Origin of the sequence: Neisseria sp. KEM232 (genome assembly GCF_002237445.1) — a bacterium.
Classification (GTDB): Bacteria; Pseudomonadota; Gammaproteobacteria; order Burkholderiales; family Neisseriaceae; genus Neisseria.
This window is the reverse complement of the sequence record NZ_CP022527.1, coordinates 2185792-2197498: the sequence shown is the minus strand read 5'-3', so window position 1 is coordinate 2197498 and position 11707 is coordinate 2185792. Positions and strand designations below refer to the sequence as shown.

Below are 11707 nucleotides of genomic sequence, written 5' to 3'. Positions count from 1 at the left end.
CTGCTTGTTGTGTCTTAACCCTGCCTTTTGTGTTTCAGGGTTAAGTCGATACAATCATCACCCAAATTTCTGTATTCGGTTTGTCTGTTATTTAAAACTACCTGCTTTCAGACGGCCTTCCGGCTGTTTCATGCAGACACAAACCTTACTTCGTTTGTTTGTTGATTTCGGCTTTCCAATTTGTTAAAGATCTATGCGTTCGATTTTGTCTACTTCGCAAATCAAAACGGGCTGCGCATTATAGCAACCCTTTTTGATTTGTAAAGTATGTGGTGGAGGCAAACGGGATCGAACCGATGACCCCCTGCTTGCAAAGCAGGTGCTCTACCAACTGAGCTATGCCCCCGTTTTCCTGCACCGGATTTCTTCCGTACGGGTTTTTTGGTGGGTCTGGTAGGACTTGAACCTACGACCCCACGCTTATCAAGCGTGTGCTCTAACCACCTGAGCTACAAACCCTTTGTAACGCTCTTTCGATTACCGATAAGTGTGAATGCACAAGCCTCTTTTTTCTCTAGAAAGGAGGTGATCCAGCCGCAGGTTCCCCTACGGCTACCTTGTTACGACTTCACCCCAGTCATGAAGCATACCGTGGCAAGCGGCCTCCTTGCGGTTAGCCTACCTGCTTCTGGTATCCCCCACTCCCATGGTGTGACGGGCGGTGTGTACAAGACCCGGGAACGTATTCACCGCAGTATGCTGACCTGCGATTACTAGCGATTCCGACTTCATGCACTCGAGTTGCAGAGTGCAATCCGGACTACGATCGGTTTTCTGGGATTGGCTCCGCCTCGCGGCTTGGCTACCCTCTGTACCGACCATTGTATGACGTGTGAAGCCCTGGTCATAAGGGCCATGAGGACTTGACGTCATCCCCACCTTCCTCCGGTTTGTCACCGGCAGTCTCATTAGAGTGCCCAACTTAATGATGGCAACTAATGACAAGGGTTGCGCTCGTTGCGGGACTTAACCCAACATCTCACGACACGAGCTGACGACAGCCATGCAGCACCTGTGTTACGGCTCCCGAAGGCACTCCTCCGTCTCTGGAGGATTCCGTACATGTCAAGACCAGGTAAGGTTCTTCGCGTTGCATCGAATTAATCCACATCATCCACCGCTTGTGCGGGTCCCCGTCAATTCCTTTGAGTTTTAATCTTGCGACCGTACTCCCCAGGCGGTCGATTTCACGCGTTAGCTACGCTACTAAGCAGTCAAGCTGCCCAACAGCTAATCGACATCGTTTAGGGCGTGGACTACCAGGGTATCTAATCCTGTTTGCTACCCACGCTTTCGGGCATGAACGTCAGTGTTATCCCAGGGGGCTGCCTTCGCCATCGGTATTCCTCCACATCTCTACGCATTTCACTGCTACACGTGGAATTCTACCCCCCTCTGACACACTCTAGCCTGCCAGTTCAGAACGCAGTTCCCGGGTTGAGCCCGGGGATTTCACATCCTGCTTAACAAACCGTCTGCGCCCGCTTTACGCCCAGTAATTCCGATTAACGCTCGCACCCTACGTATTACCGCGGCTGCTGGCACGTAGTTAGCCGGTGCTTATTCTTCAGGTACCGTCATCAGCTCCTGGTATTATCAAAAGCCTTTTCTTCCCTGACAAAAGTCCTTTACAACCCGAAGGCCTTCTTCAGACACGCGGCATGGCTGGATCAGGCTTGCGCCCATTGTCCAAAATTCCCCACTGCTGCCTCCCGTAGGAGTCTGGGCCGTGTCTCAGTCCCAGTGTGGCGGATCATCCTCTCAGACCCGCTACTGATCGTCGCCTTGGTAGGCCTTTACCCCACCAACCAGCTAATCAGATATTGGCCGCTCGAATAACGCGAGGTCCGAAGATCCCCCGCTTTCCCCCTCAGGACGTATGCGGTATTAGCCAATCTTTCGATTGGTTATCCCCCATTACTCGGTACGTTCCAATACATTACTCACCCGTTCGCCACTCGCCACCCAAGAAGCAAGCTTCTCTGTGCTGCCGTCCGACTTGCATGTGTAAAGCATGCCGCCAGCGTTCAATCTGAGCCAGGATCAAACTCTTATGTTCAATCTCTAACTTATAACTTCTGGTCTGCTTCAAAGAAACCGACAGCCAATGAAAACATCTTCTGTCTGTTTTTGTCGCAGTGTGAGGCTCGCGCACTCACACTTATCGGTAATCGTTTTGTTAAAGAACAGCGCCGCCGAAGCAGCGAAGATGTGAACTATACAGAACCCGGCAAACTTCAGTCAAGCTCCAGAAACGGAAACACAGAGGAAAATTCGTCATATCAATGAACAGAAAAGAAATTTTGTTTTCTCATCATCCACCGAAACCTCGTAGGGGTGGATGCCCAATAAATCGGCGGCCGAACGGGCAGTAACTTCGAGTACAAAAAACTGAAGCAGTTTCTTTTGAATACTCTTTTTTAGTTTACAACGGGTTATCTTCATTTTTGCAGTCTGACATGACTGCTTATCTAGTACAGCCCCAAACGGAATGTTTATTTCGTGCCGAAAATCTTGTCGCCCGCGTCGCCCAGGCCGGGGATGATGTAGCCGTTTTCGTTGAGGTGGCTGTCGAGGGCGGCGGTGTAGATGGTAACGTCGGGATGCGCGTCGTTTACCAGTTTCACGCCTTCGGGCGCGGCAACGAGTACCAGCGCTTTGATGTTGGTGCAGCCTTTGGCCTTCAAAAGGTCGATGGTGGCCACCATCGAGCCGCCGGTGGCCAGCATGGGGTCGATAATCAGCGCGGGGCGCTCGTTCATTTTGCTGACGAATTTTTCAAAATAGGACACGGGTTTGAGCGTTTCTTCGTCGCGTTGCAGGCCGACGACGCTGATTTTGGCGGTGGGAATCAGATCGAGCACGCCGTCGAGCATGCCCAGCCCCGCGCGCAGGATGGGCACGACGGTAATCGTTTTGCCCTTGATGCGCTCGCCTTCGATTTCGCCGCACCAGCCTTGCAGGGTGTAGGTTTCGGTAGCGAAATCGCGGCTGGCCTCGTAGGCCATCAGCCGCGCCAGCTCGCCGGTGAGGGTGCGGAATTTGTAGGTGCTGCAGTCGGCCTCGCGCATCAGCGCGAGTTTGTGGCGGACGAGGGGGTGGTCGATGATGCGGATGTTCACGGTTGGGACTCCAAAAACGGGTTGGCAAAACGGCGCGGATTATAGCGGCGCACTCCGTTTCTGTCTTGACGGAAATTTGCAAAAATCCAATAATGCGCGCCATGAAACTGAATCCGACCACGCAGAAATTCGTGCTCCACTGGGGCGAAATGGGCTCCAAATGGGGCGTCAACCGCACCGTGGCGCAAATCCACGCCCTGCTCTACATCATCGGCCGACCGATGAACGCCGAAGAAATCAGCGAAACCCTCTCCGTCGCCCGCTCCAACGTCAGCAACAGCATCAAAGAGCTGCAAAGCCTGAAACTGGTGCAGACCGTGCACCAGCTCGGCGACCGCCGCGACTATTTCACCACCTCCGACGACGTGTGGGTGCTGGTGAAAACCATCGTCGAGCAGCGCCAGCAGCGCGAAATCGAGCCCACCCTGCACTTTCTCAACGAGCTGATGGCCACGCCCGAGTTCGCGCAGGAAAACGAGCAGGTGCAAAAACGCATCCGCGACACGCAGGAATTTATGGACATAGCCACCGGCTGGACGCGCGAAATGATCAAACTCCCCGCCGGCACACTGGCGCAGGTGCTCAAACTCGGCGCGAAAATCCAGCGTTTTCTCGGCCGCAAAGACTGACGCAAAACCGAAAGAACAGGCCGTTCCCGCCTACGCGGGAACGGCCTCATCGCCCTTTGCCTTATAATGCCGCCTTTTCCCACCGAACGAGCCCCCGCCATGTCCCGCATAGCCGCCCTGCCCGACCACCTCGTCAACCAAATTGCCGCCGGCGAAGTGGTCGAGCGTCCAGCCGCCGCACTCAAAGAAATCATCGAAAACAGCCTCGACGCGGGCGCGACGGCGATAGAGGCGCAGGCCGATGCGGGCGGCGTGAAACGCCTGCGCGTCACCGACAACGGCACGGGCATCCACCCCGACGACCTGCCCCTTGCCCTGTCGCGCCACGCCACCAGCAAAATCGCCAGCCTCGGCGATCTGCAACACGTCGCCAGCATGGGTTTTCGCGGCGAAGGGCTGGCCAGCATTGCCTCCGTCAGCCGCCTCACCCTCACCAGCCGCCAAAGCGGCCAAGCGCACGCCAACCAAATCCGCGCCGAAGACGGCGCCCTCTCCGCCGTGTCCGCCGCCGCCCATCCCGAAGGCACGACGGTGGAAGCGGCCGACCTCTTCTTCAACACCCCCGCCCGCCGCAAATTCCTCAAATCCGACGCTACCGAAAACGCCCACTGCGCCGCCGTTGTCGAACGCCTCGCCCTCGCCAATCCCGCCGTGGCCTTCACCTTCAAACGCGACGGCAAAACCCTGTTTGCCTACCCGCCGCAAAGCCTCGAAGAGCGCGTGGCCGCCGTGCTCGGCGCCGATTTTCAGACGGCCTCCCTGCCCGTCTCCGCCGCCGCAGGCGGCATGGGCCTGCGCGGCCTGATTGCCAAACCCACCTTCGCCAAAGGCAAAAGCGCGCAGCAATACTGCTTCGTCAACCGCCGCTTCGTGCGCGACAAAGTCATGCTGCACGCCGTCAAACAGGCCTACCGCGACGTGCTGCACCACGCCCTCACCCCCGCCTTCGTCCTCTTTCTCGAACTGCCGCCCGAGGCTGTAGACGTCAACGTCCACCCCGCCAAAACCGAAATCCGCTTCCGCGACAGCGCCGCCGTCCACCAATTTATCTTCCACAGCCTCGACAAAGTGCTGGCCGACACCCGCGCCGACCGCACCGAAAGCGTCGGCAACGCCGGCGCCGTGCTGCACCAAATCATGGGCGTGGCCGAGAGGCCGTCTGAAAGCCCGTCCTCCGCCCTTTCAGACGGTCTCAACGCCGCCCCGCCCGCGTCCTCCGGCAAAAGCGTGCCCGCCGCCTACACCCCCGCCGCCCGCGTGCCGCAGCAGCGCAGCCTCAGCCTCAACGAAAGCCGCCGCGCCCTCGACACCTACGCCGAACTCTACCGCAAGAGCCCGCACGACGACCGCGAACTGGCCGAATTGGAACAGCAGCGCTTCGGCAGGCCGTCTGAAAACCAGCCCGCGCCTGCCGACAGCGTTTCAGACGGCCTCCCCGAACACCCGCTCGGCTTCGCCATCGCCCAGCTGCTCGACATCTACATCCTCGCCCAAGCCGCCGACAGCCTGCTGCTGATCGACATGCACGCCGCCGCCGAACGCGTGAATTACGAAAAAATGAAACGCCAGCGCGACGCGCAAGGCCGTCTGAACAGCCAGCCGCTGCTCATCCCCGTTTCCTTTGCCGCCACCCGCGAAGAAACCGCCGCCCTCGCCGACCACGGCGACGAATTGCGCGCCTTCGGCCTCGACCTCTCCGCCATCGGCGAAAACCGCATCGCCGTGCGCACCGTGCCGCAAATGCTCGGCAAAGCCGACATCGAAAGCCTCGCCCGCGACATGCTGCGCGAATTCGCCCAAGTCGGCGCCTCGCAGGCCGTCGAAGCTTACGAAAACCGCCTGCTTGCCACCATGTCCTGCCACGGCTCGGTACGCGCCGGCCGCCGCCTCACCCTGCCCGAAATGAACGCCCTGCTGCGCGACATGGAAAACACCCCGCGCAGCAACCAGTGCAACCACGGCCGCCCCACCTGGGTGAAACTGACCCTGAAAGACCTAGACGCCCTGTTTTTACGCGGACAATAAGGCCGTTCCCGCCTTCGCGGGAATGACGTTTCCGAAAGCCGTTAAAAGGCCGTCTGAAACCGTAAAACGGGTTTTCAGACGGCCTTTCACACCGCCCTACTCCGCCACACTCGCCGCCACCAGCTTCACCACCAGCGGCCGTACCGCCAGCAGGCTGGCAAAGGCGACCGGCCAGGTAATCAGATAGGCTTTGGCGAGGCGCAGCACATAGCCCGCGTCCACGCCGGTGTTTAGTGCGACCAGCACGCCGCTGACAATCATCACCATAATCGCCGAGGCGTAGAAAGAAAACAGCACGCCCGCGTATTTTTTCGGCAGTTTTTCATGATTGGTTCCTGTGTATCGGGGAACGGTAGTTTAGTTTGTGCGCAGGGCGCTTAAAATACGAAAAATCGCCGACCGCCGACGATTCACGCACAAACAACGAAAGTATCGCCATGACCGACTGGGACGACCTGCACCATTTCGCCGTTCTCGTAGAGAAACAAACCCTGACCGCCGCCGCCGAAGCGCTTGGCGTGCAGCACAGCACCGTTTCGCGCCGCATTGCGCGGCTGGAAGCGACGCTCGGCCTGCGCCTGTTTGACCGCATCGGCCGCCGTTACCTGTTAAGCGAGGACGGCGCGCGCATTTACGCGCAGGCGCAGGACATCGCCGTCGGCATGAATACCCTGCTGCGCACCGCGCGCGAGCAGCGCGAGGAAATGGCGGAAGTCGTCATTTCCGCACCGCCACTGGTCGCTAAGGGGCTGCTGATGCCGCACTTTGCCGCCTTCACCCGCCGCCATGCCAACATCCGCCTCGTCCTGCAAAGCGACGCGCAAATCAGCGATCTGCACGCGCGCCAGGCGGACATTGCGCTGCGCATCGTCCGCCCGACGCAAAACGACCTGGTCGTCCGCCGTCTGCGCCCCATCCGTTACCGCTTCTACGCCCGCACCAATTACCTGAAGAACCGCCCGCACGCCGAGCAGGCCTTTCTCTGCCTGAACATCGCCGGTGCGCATGGCTTGTGGCAGGCAGAACAACTCGCCGGGCGCAAAGTCATCCTCGCCTGCAACGATTTCGACCTCATCAAAGCCGGCATTGCCGCCGAAACCGGCATCGGTCTCTTGCCCGATTTTTACGTCCACCCCGAAGACGGCTTCGTGCAGGTCGGGCTGCATGACGCGGCGGTAAAGGAAGAATTCGCCGCCGATATCTATCTGGTGATGCACGAAGACCTGCGTCGCTCGACAAAAATCCGCGCGGTGGCGGATTTTTTGGGCGAGGTGTTGGCGGAATAAGGCCGTCTGAAACCTGTTCCTTCCCACCCGCAGGAAGTCTGGGAGCTTGCGGTTTGAACGGCGGCATTTATACGGCGGACAAGCGGTTCTGCGAACCGCCACCCCCTCCCCAACCCTCCCCCGCGCTTGGGCGCAGGAGAGGGAGCAGAACGGCCGTCTGAATTTGGCCGTCTGAATTTGGCCGTCTGAATTTGGCCGTCTGAATTTGGCCGTCTGAATTTGGCCGTCTGAATTTGGCCGTCTGAATTTGGCCGTCTGAATTTGGCCGTCTGAATTTGGCGGTTCAGACAGCCTCAACGTTTCAGACAGCCTCAACGTTTCAGACAGCCTCAACGTTTCAGACAGCCTCAACGTTTCAGACAGCCTCAACGTTTCAGACGGCCTCAACGTTTCAGACGGCCTCAACGATTCAGACGGCTTCTGTCTGTCCGCACGTTTTCCGCAATCCCCTAAACGCGTGCGTCGCCTGCGGGTGGTACACCCTACCGCAACTGCCGCATTCAGACGGCCTTTTGCTTTGAATTGTTCCGTTATCCGAATCCGTCGGCAGCTTTACCGGTTTGCAAAAGGATAGGGTGGCGGGCAGGCAAAAGGCCGTCTGAAACTGTGTTCAGACGGCCTTCTTTATGCTGCGGCTCAGGCTTGTGCCGCGCTGTCGGCTTCGTCGTCGTTGCCCGCTTCGGTTTCGGCTGCGGGCTTGGGTGCGCCGCGCACGTTTTGGCTTTTCTCTTTGTGTTTGATGAGGGCTCTGTCGAGTTTGTCCATCATCGAGTCGATGGCGGCATACATGTTTTCCTGTCCGGCGGTTTCGACGTGCAGGGTTTTGCCCGACAGGTGGGCGTCGGCTTCGGCTTTGTTGTCGAGTTTGTCCACGGAAAGGGTGACGGCGACGGAAATCAGGTTGCCGGCGTGGCGGGCGATGCGGTCGAGTTTGAGCGCGACGTGTTGTTTGACGGCTTCCGTTACATCGAAATTCAAACCGGTGATTTTCAAGTTCATAGTTCTACTCCTTCGGTGGGGTTGAGGCCGTCTGAAAAGTTCAGGCGGCACGGAAAAACTATATCTTGCGCTGGTGTGCCGGTGCGATGCCCAGGTTTTCGCGGTATTTGGCGACGGTGCGGCGGGCGATGTCTATGCCTTGCAGTTTGAGCAGTTTGGACAGGGCTTCGTCGGAGTGGGGATGGGTTTTGTCTTCTTTTTCTATCAGTTGCGCCAGCACGGCTTTGACCGCGCTCTGGCTGGTGCCTTCCTGTCCGTCTTCGGCGTTGACCGCCTGTGTGAAAAAGTAGCGTAACGCAAACAGGCCGCGCGGGCAAGCGAGATATTTGTTGCCGGCAGCGCGGGAGACGGTGCTTTCGGCCACGCCCAAGTCGGCGGCGGCGTCTTTGAGCAGCATGGGGGTGAGGCCGATTTCGCCGAAGACGAAGAAGTCTTCCTGCCGTGCGACGATGTATTCGGCCAGGCGCACGACGGTGCTTTTGCGCAATTCGAGGCTGTCGATTTTCTGCCGCGCTTCCTGGATTTTTTCGCGCCACACTTCGTCTATGCCTTCGTCTTTGAGGGCGTCGGCCAGTTCGGTGTTGAGGGCGAGGCGCGGCCAGGCGGCTTCGTTGCCGACCACTTCCCAGCCGTTTTCGCCTTCGCGCACGAAGACGTCGGGCTGGATGAAGGCGGTGGGTTCGGCGGCGGCGAAGCCGTAGGCGGGATAGGGGTTGAGGCTGCCGATGAGGTCGAGGGCGGATTCGATGATGTCGCTTGTGTAGTCGGGCAGGGCTTTTTTGAATTTTTCGACGTTGCGGCGGCTGCTGCGGTTGAGTTCGTCGAGAAAGCGGCTGACGATTTGTCCGGCGCACTGGCGCGAGGGGCTGGCGGGCAGGCGTTGCAGTTGGAGCATGAGGGATTCGCGCAAATCGGCGGCGCCGACGCCGGGGGGATCGAAGTTTTGCAGGTGGTCGATGGCGGTTTGGATGTCGTCTTCGTCGAGCATCCATTCGAGGGGGGTGTGTTCGACGATTTCTTCGGGCGTGTCGGTGAGGTAGCCCTGGTCGTCGAGAAAGTCGATAACGATGTGGACGCGGGCGGCTTCTTCGTCGGTGAGCGGGTGTTCGCAGACTTGGCCGTGCAGGTAGTGGTTGAAGTCTTCTTCTTCGGCGATGGTCGCCCACACGTCTTCGGCTTCGTCGCCGCCGATTTGGTTGCGGGAGGAGACGGCGGCGGAGAGGTGCGGCGGTTCGAGGCGGCCGTCGTCGGACGGGTCGCGCCGCTCCAAGAGGGGATTGTCTTGCAGCCAGTCGTCCACTTCGCGTTCGAGTTCGAGTCCGGACATCTGCAAAACGCGCAGCGACTGTTGCAGCCCCTGGTTGAGCTGCTGCGTCTGTTTGAGTTTGAGATGGAAGGATTGTCCGCCCATAATGTTTTGTTTTCGTTGTTTTAGTAATGGAAGTTTTCGCCGAGGTAGACGGCGCGCACCTGTTCGTTTTCCACCAACTCTTCCGGCCGGCCGGTGGCCAGCACTGTGCCATCGCTGATGATGAAGGCCCGGTCGCAGATACGCAGGGTTTCGCGCACGTTGTGGTCGGTAATCAGCACGCCGATGCCGCGCTGTTTGAGAAATTCGATGATTTTCTGAATGTCGATTACAGCAATCGGGTCGACGCCGGCAAAGGGTTCGTCCAGCAGGATGAAGCGCGGCTGCATGGCCAGCACGCGGGCGATTTCGACGCGCCGCCGCTCGCCGCCGGAGAGGGCGGGGGCGGGGCTGTGGCGCAGGCGTTCGATGTTGAGGTCGGACAGGAGGCGTTCCAGTTCGGCGTCGATGCGGTTTTTGTCTTTGAGGCTGATTTCGAGGATGGCGCGGATGTTTTGTTCCACGGTCATTTTGCGGAAAATCGACGCTTCCTGCGGCAGATAGCCCACGCCCATGCGCGCGCGCTCGTGTATCGGCAGATGGCGCAGCTCGCGCCCGTCGAGCGTGATGCTGCCCGCGTCGGCGGCAATCAGGCCGACGATCATGTAGAAACTGGTGGTTTTGCCCGCGCCGTTGGGGCCGAGCAGGCCGACGACTTCGCCACTTTCGATGTCGAGCGAGAAATCTTTGACGACTTGGCGTTTTTTGAAGGTTTTTTGCAGGTTGCGGGCAACCAGGCGGCTGTTTTCTGCTGACATATATTGACGGGTGTTTTTTATGATGTTTCTTTATTGTACTGTGTTTTCAGGCCGTCTGAAAACCTGCGGCGGCTTTTCAGACGGCCTCTGCGGATTGGTCTATAATCCCGTTTTTTCCCCGTTTTCCAAGGATATTCAGTCATGAAACTGCTCGTTATCGGCGGCGGCGGCCGCGAACACGCGCTGGCGTGGAAGCTGGCGCAGTCGCCCGATGTAGAAACCGTTTTCGTCGCCCCCGGCAACGCGGGTACGGCCGTCGAATCCAAGCTGCGCAACCTGCCGCTCACCGCCCATGCCGGCCTGATCGCCTTTTGCCGCGCCGAAAAAATCGCCTTCACTGTTGTCGGGCCGGAAGCGCCGCTGGCTGCGGGCATAGTCGACGATTTCCGCGCCGCCGGCCTGCCCGTGTTCGGCCCCACCCGCGCCGCCGCGCAGCTCGAAAGCTCGAAAGACTTTGCCAAAGCCTTTATGCAGCGCCACGGCATTCCCACCGCGCAGTACCAAACCTTTGCCGACGCCGAAGCGGCGCACGCCTATATCCGCGAAAAAGGCGCGCCCATCGTGATTAAGGCCGACGGTTTGGCGGCGGGCAAGGGCGTGATTGTCGCCATGAACGAAGACGAAGCGCACGCCGCCGTGGACGATATGCTGCTGGGCAACAAAATGGGCGACGCGGGTGCACGCGTTGTGATTGAAGACTTTTTGCACGGTGAAGAAGCCAGCTTTATTGTGATGGCCGACGGCGACAACGTGCTGCCGATGGCCACCAGCCAAGACCACAAACGCCTGCTCGACGGCGACCTCGGCCCGAACACCGGCGGCATGGGCGCATACAGCCCCGCGCCTGTCGTTACGCCCGAAGTGCACCGCCGCGTGATGGACGAAATCATTCTGCCCGCCGTGCGCGGCATGAAGGAAGACGGCATTCCGTTTACCGGTTTTCTATACGCAGGGCTGATGATCGACGAAACCGGTGCGCCGTACACCATCGAATTCAACTGCCGCTTCGGCGACCCCGAAACCCAGCCGGTGATGAGCCGCCTCGACAGTGACTTTGCCGCTCTCGTGCAGGCGGGCATTGAAGGCCGTCTGAACGAAGTGTCGGCCGAATGGAAGCCGCAAACCGCCGTCGGCGTCGTCCTTGCCGCTGCGGGCTATCCCGACAATCCGCGCAAACGCGACATCATCGAGGGTATAGACGAAGCGAACGAAACCGGCAAAGTCTTCCACGCGGGCACGGCCTTTGCCGAAGGCGGGCGCACGGCCACCAACGGCGGCCGCGTCCTCTGCGTCGTCGGCCTCGGTGACAGCGTGGAAGAAGCGCAGCAAACCGCCTACCGCGCCGTAGAAAAAATCCGCTTCGAGGGCATGCAGTACCGCAAAGACATTGCCGATAAGGCCGTCAAACGCGGTTCGGCCGCATAAACGCCGCCGTATCAAAAGGCCGTCTGAAACCCGCCCCGAACCTCCGCGCCGTTTT

9 protein-coding genes, 2 tRNA genes, 1 rRNA gene and 1 pseudogene are annotated in these 11707 nt (G+C 59.2%); 4 read left to right on the top strand and 9 right to left on the bottom strand.

Translation table 11 applies throughout. The features are described from left to right. Window positions 1-270: 270 nt before the first annotated feature. The 5 genes and pseudogenes from CGZ77_RS10945 to upp all read right to left on the bottom strand — a co-directional run bounded on the left by CGZ77_RS10945 (window position 271) and on the right by upp (window position 3122). Window positions 271-346: transfer RNA gene (locus CGZ77_RS10945), tRNA-Ala, on the bottom strand. 36 nt (window positions 347-382) lie between these two features. Then, window positions 383-459 (bottom strand) — tRNA-Ile (locus CGZ77_RS10940). 59 nt (window positions 460-518) lie between these two features. After that, window positions 519-2059, bottom strand: a 16S ribosomal RNA gene (locus CGZ77_RS10935). 275 nt (window positions 2060-2334) lie between these two features. Continuing rightward, window positions 2335-2445: pseudogene (locus CGZ77_RS12180) on the bottom strand (IS1595 family transposase); the annotation flags it as partial. Window positions 2446-2495: 50 nt separating this feature from the next. Further along, window positions 2496-3122 (bottom strand): uracil phosphoribosyltransferase, encoded by a 627-nt coding sequence (gene upp, locus CGZ77_RS10930; protein ID WP_009425011.1) that lies wholly within the window; start codon window positions 3120-3122, stop codon window positions 2496-2498. A 101-nt stretch (window positions 3123-3223) separates the two neighbouring features. Here upp and CGZ77_RS10925 point away from each other — a divergent pair, with 101 nt between their 5' ends. Both CGZ77_RS10925 and mutL read left to right on the top strand, forming a co-directional pair. Continuing rightward, window positions 3224-3751, top strand: a complete 528-nt coding sequence (locus CGZ77_RS10925) for a GbsR/MarR family transcriptional regulator (protein WP_036495442.1) — start codon at window positions 3224-3226, stop codon at window positions 3749-3751. A gap of 99 nt (window positions 3752-3850) precedes the next feature. Next, window positions 3851-5776 (top strand): DNA mismatch repair endonuclease MutL, encoded by a 1926-nt coding sequence (gene mutL / locus CGZ77_RS10920; RefSeq protein ID WP_036495441.1) that lies wholly within the window; start codon window positions 3851-3853, stop codon window positions 5774-5776. Window positions 5777-5872: 96 nt separating this feature from the next. Here the strand turns inward: mutL and CGZ77_RS10915 are convergent, their stop codons facing one another. Then, window positions 5873-6073 carry a DUF2798 domain-containing protein gene (locus tag CGZ77_RS10915; protein WP_009425007.1) on the bottom strand — a complete coding sequence of 67 codons (201 nt, stop codon included), beginning with the start codon at window positions 6071-6073 and terminating at the stop codon, window positions 5873-5875. Between the two features lie 140 nt (window positions 6074-6213). Here CGZ77_RS10915 and CGZ77_RS10910 point away from each other — a divergent pair, with 140 nt between their 5' ends. Continuing rightward, window positions 6214-7062, top strand: a complete 849-nt coding sequence (locus CGZ77_RS10910; RefSeq protein ID WP_009425006.1) for a LysR family transcriptional regulator — start codon at window positions 6214-6216, stop codon at window positions 7060-7062. A gap of 636 nt (window positions 7063-7698) precedes the next feature. Here the strand turns inward: CGZ77_RS10910 and hpf are convergent. Genes hpf through lptB form a run of 3 tightly spaced genes read right to left on the bottom strand, consistent with a single transcriptional unit; the run spans window position 7699 to window position 10227 of the window. Beyond that, window positions 7699-8061: a ribosome hibernation-promoting factor, HPF/YfiA family gene (hpf, locus tag CGZ77_RS10905; RefSeq protein WP_009426256.1), complete on the bottom strand. Its 363-nt coding sequence runs from the start codon at window positions 8059-8061 to the stop codon at window positions 7699-7701. A gap of 58 nt (window positions 8062-8119) precedes the next feature. After that, window positions 8120-9472 carry an RNA polymerase factor sigma-54 gene (rpoN, locus tag CGZ77_RS10900; RefSeq protein ID WP_009426255.1) on the bottom strand — a complete coding sequence of 451 codons (1353 nt, stop codon included), beginning with the start codon at window positions 9470-9472 and terminating at the stop codon, window positions 8120-8122. Between the two features lie 20 nt (window positions 9473-9492). Then, the gene (gene lptB, locus CGZ77_RS10895; protein WP_009426254.1) at window positions 9493-10227 is read right to left on the bottom strand and encodes an LPS export ABC transporter ATP-binding protein; all 735 of its coding nucleotides are present in this window, start codon (window positions 10225-10227) and stop codon (window positions 9493-9495) included. Between the two features lie 141 nt (window positions 10228-10368). On the opposite strand from lptB, the gene purD reads away from it, so the two are divergent. Then, on the top strand, window positions 10369-11652 hold the full coding sequence (gene purD, locus CGZ77_RS10890) for a phosphoribosylamine--glycine ligase (RefSeq protein WP_009426252.1): 1284 nt from the start codon (window positions 10369-10371) through the stop codon (window positions 11650-11652). Window positions 11653-11707: the final 55 nt, after the last annotated feature.